Genomic DNA, 14,957 nt, shown 5'->3' with positions numbered 1-14,957 from the left:
AGCATTATCCTCCTAACCTTCAATTACTCTTGGAACTTTAAAATGTTCATACTCTTTTTCAGGAGCATTTTTAAGTGCTTCTTCGTTGGCTAAAGACTCTTTTACTGAGTCATCTCTAAAAACATTTGTTATATCTAAAACGTGTGATGTGGGTTCTACATCATCTGTGTTAAGTTCATTTAGTTTATGGATGTAGTCCAAAATTTTATTGAGCTCACCAGTAAATTTTTCTATCTCTTCATCATTAAAAGTTAATCTTGCAAGTTTTGCGATGTGTTTTACATCCTTTTTGGAAATTATTTCAGACATTTTACACCTCTTCCCTTTATATAAATTTTAAAAATTTTAATGCCATCTTTTTTATACCAGAATTTTCAAAAATTACATCTGCTTTTGCATCATCACCGTTACCTTTTATAGAAATAATTACACCTTTTCCATATTTGGGATGTATAACTTTGCTACCATCCTTTTTTGTTTGATCCCCTTTTATCTGATTTATTCTCATTTCGTCCAAAAATTGAGAAGGGTAACAATCCTGCCTTTTTCCATAAATAAGCCTACTTTTTGCATAGGTAAGATAAAGGAATCTTTTCGCTCGGGTAATACCCACATAGCAAAGCCTTCTTTCTTCTTCTAACTTTTCATCTTCATCCATACTGCTAAAAAGTGGGAAAAGTCCATCTTCTAATCCAACTAAAAAGACAGCTTCAAACTCTAACCCTTTTGCAGAGTGTAATGTCATCAATTTTACAGAGCCGTTATCCATTTCATCAGTTGATGTCTGTAATGTGGTTGTAGCTAAAAAGTCTGTTAATGATATGTTTTCTGTTGACTCTTCATAACTTACAGCAGAGTTTATAAGCTCATTTATATTGTAAATTCTGTTATCTGCCATAAAAATATCTTCTGTTTTTTTAATGTGATTGATGTAGTCTGTTTTATCGACAATATGTTTTATCATATCAGAAATTTTTGTATGCTGTTTTATTCCATCTATAATATCGATAAAATTTTGAAGTCTTTTTGAAGCTGCAGCTGTTTTTTTACTGGTTAACAGTACTATTGAATCATAAGCTGATAAGTTTTTTTCATTCATTATTTCGATAATTTGTGCAATAGTTTTGTCTCCGATACCTTTTGGAGGGTTTTTCAAAGCCCTTATCATTGAGGTAGTGTCAAATTTGTTATTGTAAAATCTTAAATAACTTAAAATATCTTTGATTTCTTTCCTTTGGTAAAAGGATATACTACCTATTACTTGATAAGGGATATTTTTATGATTTAATGCAACCTCAAAATTTCTTGATTGAGCATTTGTCCTATAAAGGACAGCAATTTCGTTTAGTGGGATAGAATATTCTTGTACCAATTTCTCTATCTTTTTTACAACAAAATTTGCTTCATCTTTTTCGTCTAAGCAGCTATTTAATAAAATTTCAGCATCAATGTTTATTTCAGGTTTTAGAGATTTTCCTTTTCTAAACTTGTTATTTGATATGAGATTATTTGCTAGATAAAGTATTTTAGGTGCACTCCTATAATTGTTTTCAAGCCTTATAATCTTTGTATTTTTAAAATATTTATCAAAAAATACAATATTACCAACTTCGGCACCACGCCAACCGTAAATTGATTGATCATCGTCACCCACAACGCATATTTTATCTTTTAATATTCGTAATGCTTTTAAAAACTCAAATTGAATATTGTTTGTATCCTGAAACTCATCAACTAAAATATATTCAAAAAGGTGTGAATAAAATTGTAAAATATCTTTATTTTCATAAAACAATCTTAGAGTGAGTGAAAGCATATCGTCAAAATCGATTAAAGCAGATCTTTTCAACTCTTCATTATAGAGATAAAATACATCATTAAATCGATAGATATATTCCTGAGGGTCAATTTTTTTTACAAAATTTATGGAATTTTTATAATTACTGATAATGTTTAAATACATTTTAGGTGGGTATTTTTTGTCATCAATCCCAACCCTTTTTAAAATATTTCTGATTAGAGCAAGTCGATCATCTTGGTCAATAATTGTAAAATTTGATGGTAATCCCAATAGATGTCCGTCTCTTCTAAGTATTCTTAATGCGTTGGAATGAAAAGTTCCAAGCCAAATATCAAAAGATTTTTCACCTATTAAGTCGTAAATCCTTTTTTTCATTTCATCAGCAGCTTTATTGGTAAAGGTTACTGCAAAAATCCTCTCTGGTTGTGCAATTTTTTTCTTGATAAGATATGCTATTTTATAGGTTATGACCCTTGTTTTACCTGTCCCTGCACCTGATAGCACTAAAAGGGGGGAATCAATATATTCTACAGCTTCTTTTTGACTTTCGTTTAGGTTTTCTAAAAGTGATATCATTTGTTCTCCATAAATTGTGTGAGTGCTTTGTTATAAGCTAGGATTATATCACTTCTTCTTAGAAGTCCAATCAATTTTAATTTTCCGTTTTCATCTTCAACTACTGGAATTGCTCCCAAATCTTTAATACCTAATTTTTTCAGCGCTGTGGATAATGTGTCTTCAGGATATACATAAATCAGGTTTTTATTCGTACAGATTTCACCGGCAACAACTATATCTTCCAACCCTTCTTCAAAAAGCACACTTTTTATATCATCAAGTGATAACATACCTGTTAGGTAACCTTCAGAATTTAATACTGGATAGTAAATATGTTTTGCTGTCTTAACCCCTTCTAAGATTTCTTTAAATGGTGTATTTTCTCTAAATGTGACAATGTCTGTTAACATAACTTCTTTAACTTTTATAGAGTCTAAAATTTGCTCTTCTGCACCTTTTCTGATTCTTACTCCCTGTTTTGTTAGTATCCAAGTAAAAATAGATTCTTTTTCGATAGCTGAAGCAGCAATATGAGCAATAATGGTAGATAACATTAAGGGCAAAATAATTTGGTAATTACCTGTTATTTCAAAGATTATCAATATTGCAGTTAATGGTGCTCTCATTGTAGCTGCAAGCATAGCACTCATAGCCACAAGCCCGTAAGCGCCACTATTTGCAGTAATTGTTGGAAAGAGTGTATGAAAAACAGTCCCTGCTACTCCACCAGCAGCCGCACCAATAAACAGTGCAGGAACAAAGAGCCCACCTGAGCCACCAGATCCTAATGTTAAAGATGTAGCCACCATTTTTAGAAATATGAGTAAAAATATGAGGATAAATGGAGCTTTACTATATAAAATATCATCTATGGTATCATAACCTACGCCCATAACCTCTTTTGTAAAAATTCCCATAACTCCAAGAAGTAAACCACCCAGGGCAGGTTTGACAAAAGAAGGTAATTTTAAGTTTTCAAATTTTTCTTCAAAGAAGTAAAAGGTTTTGATAAACATTACACCAATAACAGCACACCATAAGCCCAAAATGATATAGAAAATGAACTCTATTGGGCTTACAACCTGATAAGGAGGAGCTAGAAATGTGATACTGTTTCCTAAATATGCTCTTGAAATAGTTGTTGCTACTACAGAGGAAATAATAATAGGGGAAAATGTCTTTATCCCAAATTCTCCAAGTAAAACTTCAGCTGCAAACATTGCTCCACCGATTGGAGCGTTAAATGTGGCAGCAAGACCACCTGCAGCACCTGCAGCAATAACGCTTTTCATCCTTGATGATGAAAATTTAAAGAGTTTACCTACTCCTGAACCTAAAGCTGCACCTATTTGAACTATGGGGCCTTCCCTACCAGCTGAACCACCTGTCCCAAGAGTTATTGCAGAAGAAACGGTTTTGATTACAGCTACAAATGGTGAAATGGATCTATTTAATGCTATAACCTTTATCACATCAGGGACACCGTGCCCTTTTGCTGATTTAAAGATCATAGCAATAATACCCACTAATAACCCACCAATTGCTGGTATTAATATAATTTTGTATAATTGAGCGTTTTCTAACACCTGTAAGAAATATTCAGAATCAGAACCGTAGAAAAATTTTTGTATAAAACCGATCATATATCGGAATATTAAGTTACCATATCCAGCCAATAATCCTACAAGGGTAGAAATCAGTATAAGATATAAGTCTTCATGATCACTTAAGAAATTGTTTAAAGATTTTTTTATGTTCATTCTACCGTCACACTTTTAGCAAGATTTCTTGGCTGATCCACATCAAGCCCAAGCAGATTAGACGCATGATAAGCAAAAAGCTGAATTATTATTGAGTTTAAAAATGGGGTAAGCTCTTCTAATGTGACTGGCAGTATAAAACTATAATCAGATTTGGATATGATATCTTTATCCCCTTTAGTAACAGTGGATATCACAATCCCATCCCTTGCCTTTACCTCTTCAACATTTGCAAGTATCTTGTCATATACTCTAGATTTTGTCCCCAACACAAATACTGGCATCTCTTTGTCTATCAGAGCTATTGGGCCATGTTTCATCTCTCCTGCAGGGTAACCCTCAGCATGAATATACGAAATCTCTTTTAATTTTAAAGCCCCTTCAAGGGCTATTGGATAATTGTAATGTCTTCCAAGATATAAAAAGTTTTTATATCTTACAAACTCTTTTGCTATATCCTCTATCTGTTTGTCATGTTTTAAAACTTCTTCAATCTTTTCTGGTAGTTGTATCAAATCGTTTAAAATAGATTTTATTTCACTTTTTTCTAATACCCCTTTCTTTTGACCAAGGAATAATGCAAAAAGAAATAATGAAGCAAGCTGGGTGGTAAAAGCTTTTGTTGATGCTACACCTATCTCTGGACCAGCATGGGTATAAATTACTCCATCTGATTCCCTTGCTATTGTGGAGCCCACCACATTGCAAATAGATACAACTTTCGCACCCATCTTTTTACTCATCCTGAGAGCTGCTATTGTATCTGCAGTCTCCCCTGATTGAGATATGGGGATCAAAAGGGTTTTATTTGTAGCGATAGGGTTTCTATATCTAAATTCTGATGCTATATCTACTTCTACTGGTATCTTTGCAAAATTTTCGATGTAAAATTTACCAACAAGACCTGCATGCCAGCTAGTACCACAGGCCACAATAGTTATCTTTTCTATATCTTTTATTGTTTCATAATCCACTTCACCAAAATAAATTTCACCTTCTTCTAATGAGTATTTCCCTCTTATTGTATCTATGATTGCTCTTGGCTGCTCATAAATCTCCTTTAGCATAAAGTGTTTATATCCAGCCTTTTCTGCCATTACAGGATTCCAATCTATAACCTTTATCTCCCTTTTTACCTCTTTGCCGTTATTTTCAATATAGACAGAGTTTTTTGTGAGTGTTGCCACATCCCCTTCTTCCAAAAAGATAAACTTTCTTGTGTAACTCAACACAGCTGGGATATCGCTTGCTGTAAACATCTCATTTTCGCCAACCCCTATAACAAGTGGGCTATCATATCTTGCTACAACTATTTTATCTGGTTCATTTTCAGAAATTACTGCTATAGCATAGGAGCCTTTGAGCTTTTTTATGGCGTTTTTGACAGCTTCAAAAAGATTATCTTTATATAGGCTATCAATTAGATGAGCAATTACCTCAGTGTCAGTTTCAGAGGAAAATTCATAACCTTTGTCGATAAGCTCATTTTTTAACTGTAAGTAATTTTCTATTATACCATTATGGACAAGAGCAATTCGTTTTGATTTGTGTGGGTGAGCGTTTTCATCTGATGGCTTACCGTGTGTCGCCCATCTTGTATGCCCTATACCTATTTTGCTATCTATTTTTTTATCGCTGATCAGCTCTTTTAAAACAGATAATTTCCCTTTTGACCTATAAATTTCAATTTCACCTTTGTTTAAAACAGCGATACCTGCTGAGTCGTACCCTCTATATTCTAATCTTGCTAATCCCTCGATTAATACATCTTTTGCCTGTCTATTCCCAATAAAACCTACAATACCACACATATTTATTTCTCCTGCTTTTTAGATTTTTTGGCTTTCCACTTAGGAACCCACCCTTCAATATTTTTTTGCTCAGCTCTTGTAATAGCTAGGGCATCTTCTGGTACATCTTTAGTAATTGTTGAACCAGCTGCAATGAGAGCGCCTTTACCTATCTTCACTGGAGCTACAAACTGTACATCGCTACCAACGAATACATCATCACCTATTACTGTTTTATGTTTAGAAAATCCATCATAGTTGCAGGTAATAGTTCCACAACCCACATTTACATTTTTACCTATTTCTGCATCTCCAAGATAGGTTAGATGACTTGCTTTTGACCCTTTGCCAAAGGTAATTTTTTTGGTTTCTACGAAATTACCTATTTTGTTATCCCCCTCTAAAATAGAGCCAGGTCTAAGATGTGCCATTGGGCCTATTGTGGAGTTTTCCCCAACATTAGATTCTTCTATCAGGGTATTATCCTTTATTGTGCAGTTTTGCTTTATTATGCTATCTATTATTCTAACCCCTGGATAGATTGTGCACCCTTCTTCTATTGTGGTGTTGCCTTCAAGGTAAACATTTGGATAAATTGTAACATCGTTTTCAATTTTTACATTTTCATCAATATAGCAGGTTTCTGGATCAATTATTGTTACCCCATTTTTCATAAAGTTTAGAGCCCTTTTACGATAAATTATCTTTGACGCATGAGTTAGTGCTATTCTATCATTTATTCCGATAAATTGTTCGCTTTCTTCCACTGGAAAAACAAAGCTACCTGGTTCAACAATGTCAGTAAGATAATATTCCCCTTGCGCATTGTTATTATTTAATTTTTCTAGAGCAGCTTTTAAATATTGAAAATCAACTAAGTAAATCCCAGTGTTTATTTCGTTAATCTTTTTTTCTAACTCATTGGCATCCTTTTCCTCTACAATTTTTAAAAAATCTTTTTTACCATCTCTAATTATTCGTCCATATCCTGTAGGATCATCCATGAATGTGGAGATTAAGGATACTTTATTCTCTTTACCCTTATCTATAAATTCCTTTAATGTTTCAGCTTCTACCAATGGCATGTCTCCGCAAAGTATCAATACTTTTCCATTATACTCAGATATAGTTTTAACTGCTGCTTTGACAGCATCCCCTGTGCCAAGCTGATTTTCTTGAAAGGCAAAATCTATATTTTTGTTTTGTAAATGGCTTATTAGTTCTTGTTGTTCGTTGTTTACAACAACAATTATTTTATTGGACACATTTTTGGCAGTATCTATCACATAATCAATCATAGGTTTTCCAGCTACTTTGTGTAAGACTTTCTCTTTTTTTGATTTCATCCTAGTCCCTTTTCCAGCAGCAAGGATTATGGTAAGTATATTCATACTAAACCCTCCTAGAAAATATCAATCTTTAAGATTAAATACTTTTTTTAGATAAAATCAACAGAAAATTTTTAATTTAAAAAGGGGTGATATGTTTCGTTTCGATTTCATAAGGGAGTTCATAATTTAGAGCTTTCAAAACTTTTTCTTCTTCCTCTTTTACCATATCAATTTTACCCCTTGTTTCAGGATTTTTTGGTGAGAATAGATGACAACAATCTATCCCTTCTTCAATCGATATGGGGTAAGTGCCAATTTTTTTTGCAAGATTTTCTATCTCCTGTTTATCAAAACCTATCAATGGTCTAAAAACAGGTAGGTTTGAAGCTTCATTTACACAATAAAGATTTTCTAAAGTTTGACTTGCCACTTGGCCTAAAGCATCACCTGTGATTATACCTAATGCATTTAAATTTGTAGCTATATTATTTGCAATTTTAAGCATAAATCTTCGAGAAAGTATTGTAGTAAATTTATCATGGGCATATTTTTTAATGGCAATCTGTATTTGAGTAAAATTAATCATATAAAGTGTAATCCCATTTACACTATAAAGAGAGAGTGTTTTTACAAGTCTTTCAATTTTATCGGTTAATTTGTTACCAGTATATGGCGGAGTATGAAAATGTAATGGTATAACTTCGCACCCTCTTTTCATCATAAGCCATGTGGCAACAGGTGAATCTATCCCTCCTGATAAAAGGGAAACAACCTTTCCTGCAGAACCATAAGGGAGTCCACCAATACAATCAATGATTTTAGTCATGATAAAGCTAAAGTTTTTGTGAATTTCTACAATTATCTCCATGTCTGGGGTATGGACATCAACAGTTAGTTCTGGAAAATTATCTAAAATATAGCCACCAAGCTCTCTATTTATTTCCATAGAGTTTATGGGAAAACTTTTATCTGCTCTTTTTGCTTTGATTTTAAAAGTTTTTACACCTTTTTTTTCTATTGTAAGCGCTTTTGCAGCTAAACAGATTTTATCAAAATCTTTATCTGTTTTGTATCCAAGAAAGATTGATTGAATCCCGAAGATTTTTTCAAAGTATTCCAGACTTTTTTGCAGTTGAGATTCATTATCTATTTCTAAATAAAAGCGACCTCTTATAAACCAGGTTTTTCCAAGATTAAAATATTTAGCTATATTGTTTATATGGTGATAAAGTTTATCTTCAAAAAATTTTCTATTCTTTTTTTTTAGAGATATTTCAGAGTAGTTGAAAACTAAAATCTTTTTCATATAGCAAACCTATCTATGCACTCTAAAAGCTTATTTTTAAAACAATCTATTTCTTCAAAAGTGGTATCAGGATGAATGGATACTCTCAAAGAAGTATTTACTATGATATCAGAAAAACCAAGATTTTTAAGTACTGAAGAGCTTTTTCCTCTATCACAGGCTGAGCCACTTGAAATTGCAATATCATTGTCAGAAAGGTAATTAATTACAGCTTCACTTGGTAATTTTAAAGTGGAAAAGTTGAAAATATAAGGCACAGAATTTTCAGGGGAGTTTATTACAAAACCATTTTTCTTGCAAAAATCTACTAAATCATTTCTTATTGTTTCTAATTTATCCCAGTTAGCATTAAATTTCTTCTTAGTAATTTCTAAGGCTTTTGCAAATGAATAGGCGCCGAGCACATTTTCGGTACCACTTCTTATATTGTTTTCCTGTCCGCCACCTTCAATCAAAGGGTGGATGATATCTTTATTTTTTATGTATAAACCAGCGATCCCTCTCAATCCTCCAATTTTATGGCTGCTAAAAGTGGCAAAATCTATATTCTCAAGATTTAGCTTTGTTTTACCAAAGCTCTGCACCATATCACACATAATCAAAATATTTCTATCAAAGCTTTTGATAGCTTCAGCAATCTCTTCAATATTGTTTAATGAGCCAAGTTCATTATTTACATGCATTATACATACAATTTTAGTATTACTATCAAGATAGGGAAGAATTGTATCTTTTGTGATAAAGGGTTTTCTGTTATTTATGATGTGGATGTCTGCACCTAAATCTTTTAAAAATTTATCCTGCTTTAATACTGATTTGTGTTCAAGAGCCCAAATTATAACTTTGCTTCTATCTTTATAATTTAGACCTTTTAAAACAGTATTATTTGATTCTGTAGCAGATGATGTAAAAACGATATTATCAGCAGAAACATTTAGATAATCCGCAATATATTTTCTCTGATTTTCATAAAAATTCTTTGTTTTTATTGCTTCTTTATATCTACCAGAAGGGTTAAATGGATATTGTAGTGCAATTGAGGGTAAATCGTTTGCTATTTCTTTGTAAATTGGAGTTGTTGCAGAGAAATCAAGATAGGTCATGGTAGAAAGCTAAATTTTTTAATGGGTTTCAAAGCTTTTGTAATTGGTAGTTTACCTTCTAAATTTTTGTACTCTTCTTTAGTAATTATGATTTTTTCTACAAGTTTTCCATTATTATCAAATATGTATAGCTCATATTTATCTACTGATCTGTTGTTATAACTGATAAGAAGCATTAATATTACTATTATTACAAAAGCTGTATACCAGTATTTAAGATATTCCCCGCCAAAATATTTGTTAAATTTTTTCATACGCTTTTTTTACCTCGACAAAAGTATCGTAAATTGCAACCGCATTATCACTATCAGTAGGAATAGATTTTGTCAAGAGATTAAGGGGTTGGTTGTCATAACATCTATTTTTATAAATCATAATATAACCAGCGCTAACTTTATCACTTATTTTTGCTTTAACTTTTACTTTGCCCAAATAGTTTTGAAGAACAATTTCATCTCCATCATTGATATTCAAATTTAGAGAGTCAGAAATACTTATATAACAAACATCTTCTTTTTGATAGTTTTCAGCAAGCTGGGAATTTAAATAGAAATAGTTTGAGCAGGTAATAAGTCTAAATTTATTGGTTTCAATATAAGGCTTTTCTAATTTTGGAGCAGAAGATTTTTTATAAACTCTCTTTAGTGATTTTTTAGTTAAAGGGATGTTGCTTATTTTTGGTATTTCGATATTAATGTTTAGGTGTTTTGCAAGTGATTTAATTACATCGATATCGTTGTTTAATGTAGCAATTGGTTTTTCTCTAAAATTGTCAAAATTGAAAAAATAACTTCCCATAGCATCAGGTTGAGCAAACATCCCGCCTACTTTTATGAAAAAGTCAGCAAATCTTGATGTCTCTGTAAAATTTGTATCTATGACGATAACTTTAGAATTTTTCAAAGCTTTATGCCAAAGATTTGATGTGGGGTGAGTAACTAAAGGGTTTGCAGCTACAATGACTATAATATCAAAAAAGCCTTTTTCTAAGAATTTAGAGATTTCATAAATTTTAATTTTCTTTTTAGGTAAAACTGTTGGTTTTTCAAAACTTTCTTTAGATGATCTGCCAAAGTAAAGATAGTCAAGGTTATCTGTTATTACAGCTAAATGATTTATCCAGTTGATAATGTTTTTTCCATTTGTGTATCTTTGAAGCCCCATACCAGTTATTATGCCGGTTTTACCTTTTTTGAAAATATCAGCTAAATAAAATAAATCTTCAGTTTTTACATTTGTTATTTTTTCAAAATTTTTATCCACTTGTTTATTTTGTAAGATATTGATAATATTTACTACAAGGATTCCATCAGTAGCAGGGTTTATTCTTATAAATTTATCAGCCAGTTTTACTGTTTCTGATTTAATCGGGTCGATATAGATTATTTTTTTACCTTTCTTTTTTAATGTCTTTAGATAAGCATAAAGATGTGGGCTTGTTACTTTGCAGTTTTTCCCAAAAAGGATTATATTGTCAACTAACTCTAAGTTTTTAATGTCAGGGTTTGTTATATTTCCAAAATCTTCTATGTGAGCTGTAATACCAGTTTCATCGCAAAGACTCCCATCAACGAAGTAGCAGTTTTCAAACTGCTGAAAAATAAGATCATAGTAGCTCATATAATACCCAAGGCTACCACTTCCTCTAAGATAAAGGATATTTTTATCAGCATTTTCTTTTAAAAATTGTGCTGTGATTTTACAGACTTCATCAAAATTTTTCTTAACTGTTTTATTATCAATTTTTATAAAAGAGTAATCGTCAGTTAAAACTTCACGCTCATAAAATTTTTTTAGCTTTATGCAGAGAAAATTTTTAAAGCCATTGATTTTGTTTATATAGAAAAAATTGCCCTTTTCATCTACGGAAAAAGGGCAACAGTCAGGGCAATCTTTTGAGCAAAAAAATTTTTGCATAAAGATACTTATTTATTTAAAAGGTCTAAAATATAATTTTCGAGGTCTTTTTCATCTATGTAACCAACATGTAGGTTATAAAGTGTGCCACCTTTTTTATAAAATACACTTGTAGGTATTGTACTAACGTTGAAATAAGCTTCAAGCGATCTGTCTGCATGGTAAACAGGATAAGTTATCCCATATTTATTAACAAATTTAACTGCATCATCTACATTATCATCAATGGAGAAAGCAAGTATGATAAAACCTTTGTCTTTTAATTTGTTGTAAACTCTTACGAATCCTGGGGTTTCCTGGTTACATGGTGGGCACCAAGATGCAAAGAAATTTACCAGGATGACTTTATCTTTATATCTATTTTTTAACTCTTTAAACTGAGCTACATTTATTGTTTCTAAGCTTGAAACAATCTGTTTTGTATTTTCTGCCTGTTGGTTTTGGCTACAACTTGAAAACAGTAAAGATAAAACAAGAATACTTACCGCTAATATAGATTTAATCCTCATAGATTCCCCCTTTTTTTGAATAGGTATAATTTAAAATGGATCAATTTTCAAACTGTTTTATTCTAAATCTGCAATTGTCAAGTTTGTCTGTTTTATATTTTTTAAGAATTTTAATTTTTTGTATAGTTCATTTATTTTTATACTTTCCCCTTTTACAATAATTACTTCAAAGCAGTTGTCATGATCTAAATGGATATGTTGTGATGAAATGATAATATCGTGAAAGTCATGTTGTATATCCAGCAGATTGTTAACAGTTGTTTTTTCGTGATGGTCATATAGAATACTGATTATTCCTGCAATCTGTTTACCTGCTTCCCATTTCTTTTTAGTTATAAAATCTTTTATTAAATCATAAATAGCTTTTGACCTGTTTTCGTACCCTTCTTGTTTAATTATTGTATCAAATTGATTTGCTATATCCTTAGGCAGTGAAACCCCAAATCTTACAACTGGCATAAAAACTCCTTTATTAAATATGAAATTATAATATTATATTACAACGGAGGGTGCAATATGAAAATAAAACTGTTTTTAATATCCTTAATAATGTTAGCTTTTACTTATAGCGGTTACTGTTTAAAAGTTGCTACTACACTTTTCCCTATTGCAGATCTTATCTCAAAAATTGGTAAAGAAAAAGTAGACGTGGTTTACTTGATAAAACCTGGGGAAGATCCCCATCATTTTGAACCTACCATTGACGATATAAAAAGGTTGCAAGGGGTTTCGATTTATTTTGCAGTGGATAAAAGATTTGATAGTTTTGCTTTGAAATTGGCTAAAAAAGTTTTGTTTTTAAATGATGAGATAAAATCGAATAACCCTCACATATGGTTATCTTTTGAGAATATGAAACAGATTGGAAAAATAGTTAGTCAAAAACTGTGCGAATTAGATAATAAAGGGTGTGGATTTTATAAAGAAAACTATGATGAATTATTAATGGAGTTTAATTCTTTAGAAAATAGATATAAATTTGATAATGTTAAAGTGTTAGAATGTCATCCTGCTTGGACGAAGTTTCTTGCAGAAGTTGGTATTACCTCTGTAGGTTATATAAAAAAAGGTAGAGAGCATGAGCCTGGGATAAAAACGTTAAACCGTGTGATTAATTTAGCAAAAAAAAATGGAGTGAAATACATAGTTTGTGCTACAAATGATAAAAATAAAATATTTAACAAAGTTGCCAATATATTGAATGCAAAAATCATAGTTTTAGAGCCTATTGGCGGTTATGATGGCTATACTGATATTTTCAAATTGTTTGAACTTAACTTAAATAATTTAAAAAAGGACATTAATGAATAATCAACCGATTTTAGAAATAAACAATCTAAAGGTAATTTTTGGAGATAAAGTAATTTTAGAAAATATAAATTTAAAATTACATAAGAAAGAGATTATGGCTATAGTTGGCCCTAATGGTGGGGGGAAAACAACGCTTTTAAAGACCATTTTAGGTATTTATAAACCGGTTGCTGGTGAAATAAGAATATTTGGGAAAAAATATAAAAGATTACCCAAAGGTTTTGTGGGTTATTTACCGCAAAAGGATTTAATTAACTATAATTTTCCTATTTTAGTTAAAGATGTGGTTTGTATGGGGCGAAAGATTTTAAAACCATTCCCTTCAATTTTGAATGAAGAGGATAAAGATTCTTGTTATGAAGCACTTAAAAAGGTTGGGATGGAAAAGTTTATTAAAGAATCTTTCAGTAGTCTTTCTGGTGGGCAAAAGCAGAGGGTTTTGATTGCACGCCTTCTTGCTATGCAGCCAAAGATTTTGATGTTTGATGAACCATCAACAGGGCTTGATGTTGTAGGGCAAGAAGACTTTTATGAGCTTATAAATGAGTTGAGAATGGAGAATGATATTGCAATTTTAATGGTAACTCATGATATAGGGGTTATTTCAAACTATGTGGATACCGTTGCATGTCTAAATAAAAGCATACATTTTCATGGTTCTCCAAAGGATGGCAAATTACCTGATGTTTTAGAGAAAGTATTTGGAAAAAATATACAGCTTATTGTGCATGATCATCAATGCCTTACTTGCAAGGGGCATATTCATGAATGAGATTTTTAATGTTGATATTATTAAGTATGCTTTTTTAAATGGTATTATTGTCAGTGTATTATGTGGTTTTTTATCGTTTTTTGTTGTTCAAAAGAAGATGTCTTTTCTAACTGTAACAATTTCACATTCAGCATTTGGTGCTATTGCATTAGCTTTGCTACTTAAAATTAATCAAATGGTTACTTTGTATATTTTATGTTTTTTAATAGCTTTTGCAGTTTACGAGCTGAAAAAACGTTCTAAGTTGGAATTTGAAACAGTTTTAGGGATATTTTTTGCATCGAGTATGGCATTGGGTGTGGTGCTGATAAAGTTTGCTGATTATGGTGCTTTTGATTTGAGTGGAATACTTTTTGGGAGTATACTTTCTACTGGTAAACAAGATTTGTATTTAAGTGGGGTCACATCATTTTTAATATTTGGAATTTTTGTTATTTTGCTGGACAAGATAATTTTTACTATGTTTGATGAAGATGTTGCCGCTGTTTCTGGGATTAATACAAATCTTATAAATTATATTATTCTAATTAGTATTACTTTGGTAGTTGTGATTTGTATTAAGCTGATAGGTATAATTCTTTTAACTGCTTTTATGACAATTCCTGCTGCAATTGCCCTTTCGTTGACAAAAGATTATCGTTTTACAATTTTTATTTCTATTTTAGTATCTCTTTTAATTTTTATTTTCTCTTTCTATTTATCATATCAGTTTGATTTACCTCCAGGTGCAACAACTGTTTTGGTTGGAACCTTCTTATATTTAGTTGTTAATGTATTAAAAAAGAGATAGTATTAGAAT

Annotated in this window: 14 protein-coding genes; 3 read left to right on the top strand and 11 right to left on the bottom strand. The window is 31.3% G+C overall.

All coding sequences use genetic code 11. The features are described 5' to 3' along the window. Positions 1-12: 12 nt before the first annotated feature. The 11 genes from gatC to nikR all read right to left on the bottom strand — a co-directional run bounded on the left by gatC (position 13) and on the right by nikR (position 12,534). Positions 13-309 (bottom strand): Asp-tRNA(Asn)/Glu-tRNA(Gln) amidotransferase subunit GatC, encoded by a 297-nt coding sequence (gatC, locus tag DEFDS_RS09845; protein ID WP_013008646.1) that lies wholly within the window; start codon positions 307-309, stop codon positions 13-15. A 16-nt stretch (positions 310-325) separates the two neighbouring features. Beyond that, on the bottom strand, positions 326-2,377 hold the full coding sequence (locus tag DEFDS_RS09840; RefSeq protein WP_013008645.1) for an ATP-dependent helicase: 2,052 nt from the start codon (positions 2,375-2,377) through the stop codon (positions 326-328). After that, positions 2,374-4,119, bottom strand: coding sequence for a chloride channel protein (locus tag DEFDS_RS09835; protein ID WP_013008644.1), 1,746 nt, complete (start codon positions 4,117-4,119; stop codon positions 2,374-2,376). The genes DEFDS_RS09840 and DEFDS_RS09835 overlap by 4 nt, the downstream gene beginning before the upstream one ends. After that, the gene (glmS, locus tag DEFDS_RS09830; protein WP_013008643.1) at positions 4,116-5,930 is read right to left on the bottom strand and encodes a glutamine--fructose-6-phosphate transaminase (isomerizing); all 1,815 of its coding nucleotides are present in this window, start codon (positions 5,928-5,930) and stop codon (positions 4,116-4,118) included. The genes DEFDS_RS09835 and glmS overlap by 4 nt, the downstream gene beginning before the upstream one ends. A gap of 2 nt (positions 5,931-5,932) precedes the next feature. Then, positions 5,933-7,300: a bifunctional UDP-N-acetylglucosamine diphosphorylase/glucosamine-1-phosphate N-acetyltransferase GlmU gene (glmU, locus tag DEFDS_RS09825; RefSeq protein ID WP_013008642.1), complete on the bottom strand. Its 1,368-nt coding sequence runs from the start codon at positions 7,298-7,300 to the stop codon at positions 5,933-5,935. A gap of 76 nt (positions 7,301-7,376) precedes the next feature. Next, positions 7,377-8,546 (bottom strand): tRNA uracil 4-sulfurtransferase ThiI, encoded by a 1,170-nt coding sequence (thiI, locus tag DEFDS_RS09820; RefSeq protein ID WP_013008641.1) that lies wholly within the window; start codon positions 8,544-8,546, stop codon positions 7,377-7,379. Then, complete coding sequence (locus tag DEFDS_RS09815; protein WP_013008640.1) at positions 8,543-9,649, bottom strand: cysteine desulfurase family protein; 1,107 nt, start codon at positions 9,647-9,649, stop codon at positions 8,543-8,545. Before DEFDS_RS09815 ends, thiI begins: the two co-directional genes overlap by 4 nt. After that, positions 9,646-9,903, bottom strand: coding sequence for a hypothetical protein (locus DEFDS_RS09810; protein WP_041223730.1), 258 nt, complete (start codon positions 9,901-9,903; stop codon positions 9,646-9,648). The genes DEFDS_RS09815 and DEFDS_RS09810 overlap by 4 nt, the downstream gene beginning before the upstream one ends. Further along, the gene (locus tag DEFDS_RS09805) at positions 9,890-11,566 is read right to left on the bottom strand and encodes a molybdopterin-dependent oxidoreductase (RefSeq protein WP_013008639.1); all 1,677 of its coding nucleotides are present in this window, start codon (positions 11,564-11,566) and stop codon (positions 9,890-9,892) included. Before DEFDS_RS09805 ends, DEFDS_RS09810 begins: the two co-directional genes overlap by 14 nt. Before the next feature lie 8 nt (positions 11,567-11,574). Continuing rightward, complete coding sequence (locus DEFDS_RS09800) at positions 11,575-12,075, bottom strand: TlpA family protein disulfide reductase (protein WP_013008638.1); 501 nt, start codon at positions 12,073-12,075, stop codon at positions 11,575-11,577. 57 nt (positions 12,076-12,132) lie between these two features. Further along, on the bottom strand, positions 12,133-12,534 hold the full coding sequence (nikR, locus tag DEFDS_RS09795; RefSeq protein WP_013008637.1) for a nickel-responsive transcriptional regulator NikR: 402 nt from the start codon (positions 12,532-12,534) through the stop codon (positions 12,133-12,135). Positions 12,535-12,591: 57 nt separating this feature from the next. On the opposite strand from nikR, the gene DEFDS_RS09790 reads away from it, so the two are divergent. Genes DEFDS_RS09790 through DEFDS_RS09780 form a run of 3 tightly spaced genes read left to right on the top strand, consistent with a single transcriptional unit; the run spans position 12,592 to position 14,948 of the window. Further along, positions 12,592-13,386, top strand: a complete 795-nt coding sequence (locus DEFDS_RS09790) for a metal ABC transporter substrate-binding protein (protein ID WP_013008636.1) — start codon at positions 12,592-12,594, stop codon at positions 13,384-13,386. Next, positions 13,379-14,158, top strand: a complete 780-nt coding sequence (locus tag DEFDS_RS09785; protein ID WP_013008635.1) for a metal ABC transporter ATP-binding protein — start codon at positions 13,379-13,381, stop codon at positions 14,156-14,158. The genes DEFDS_RS09790 and DEFDS_RS09785 overlap by 8 nt, the downstream gene beginning before the upstream one ends. Beyond that, the gene (locus DEFDS_RS09780) at positions 14,151-14,948 is read left to right on the top strand and encodes a metal ABC transporter permease (protein WP_013008634.1); all 798 of its coding nucleotides are present in this window, start codon (positions 14,151-14,153) and stop codon (positions 14,946-14,948) included. Before DEFDS_RS09785 ends, DEFDS_RS09780 begins: the two co-directional genes overlap by 8 nt. Positions 14,949-14,957: the final 9 nt, after the last annotated feature.

The sequence above is a fragment of the Deferribacter desulfuricans SSM1 genome, assembly GCF_000010985.1.
Lineage (GTDB): Bacteria > Chrysiogenota > Deferribacteres > Deferribacterales > Deferribacteraceae > Deferribacter > Deferribacter desulfuricans.
Note: the sequence above shows the minus strand (reverse complement) of the source record. Positions and strands in the feature narration are given on the sequence as shown.

Coding starts and splice junctions, on each gene's coding strand:
- gatC (WP_013008646.1), bottom strand. CDS start 309: ATGTCTGAAATAATTTCCAAAAAGGATGTAAAACACATCGCAAAACTT.
- DEFDS_RS09840 (WP_013008645.1), bottom strand. CDS start 2,377: ATGATATCACTTTTAGAAAACCTAAACGAAAGTCAAAAAGAAGCTGTA.
- DEFDS_RS09835 (WP_013008644.1), bottom strand. CDS start 4,119: ATGAACATAAAAAAATCTTTAAACAATTTCTTAAGTGATCATGAAGAC.
- glmS (WP_013008643.1), bottom strand. CDS start 5,930: ATGTGTGGTATTGTAGGTTTTATTGGGAATAGACAGGCAAAAGATGTA.
- glmU (WP_013008642.1), bottom strand. CDS start 7,300: ATGAATATACTTACCATAATCCTTGCTGCTGGAAAAGGGACTAGGATG.
- thiI (WP_013008641.1), bottom strand. CDS start 8,546: ATGAAAAAGATTTTAGTTTTCAACTACTCTGAAATATCTCTAAAAAAA.
- DEFDS_RS09815 (WP_013008640.1), bottom strand. CDS start 9,649: ATGACCTATCTTGATTTCTCTGCAACAACTCCAATTTACAAAGAAATA.
- DEFDS_RS09810 (WP_041223730.1), bottom strand. CDS start 9,903: ATGAAAAAATTTAACAAATATTTTGGCGGGGAATATCTTAAATACTGG.
- DEFDS_RS09805 (WP_013008639.1), bottom strand. CDS start 11,566: ATGCAAAAATTTTTTTGCTCAAAAGATTGCCCTGACTGTTGCCCTTTT.
- DEFDS_RS09800 (WP_013008638.1), bottom strand. CDS start 12,075: ATGAGGATTAAATCTATATTAGCGGTAAGTATTCTTGTTTTATCTTTA.
- nikR (WP_013008637.1), bottom strand. CDS start 12,534: ATGCCAGTTGTAAGATTTGGGGTTTCACTGCCTAAGGATATAGCAAAT.
- DEFDS_RS09790 (WP_013008636.1), top strand. CDS start 12,592: ATGAAAATAAAACTGTTTTTAATATCCTTAATAATGTTAGCTTTTACT.
- DEFDS_RS09785 (WP_013008635.1), top strand. CDS start 13,379: ATGAATAATCAACCGATTTTAGAAATAAACAATCTAAAGGTAATTTTT.
- DEFDS_RS09780 (WP_013008634.1), top strand. CDS start 14,151: ATGAATGAGATTTTTAATGTTGATATTATTAAGTATGCTTTTTTAAAT.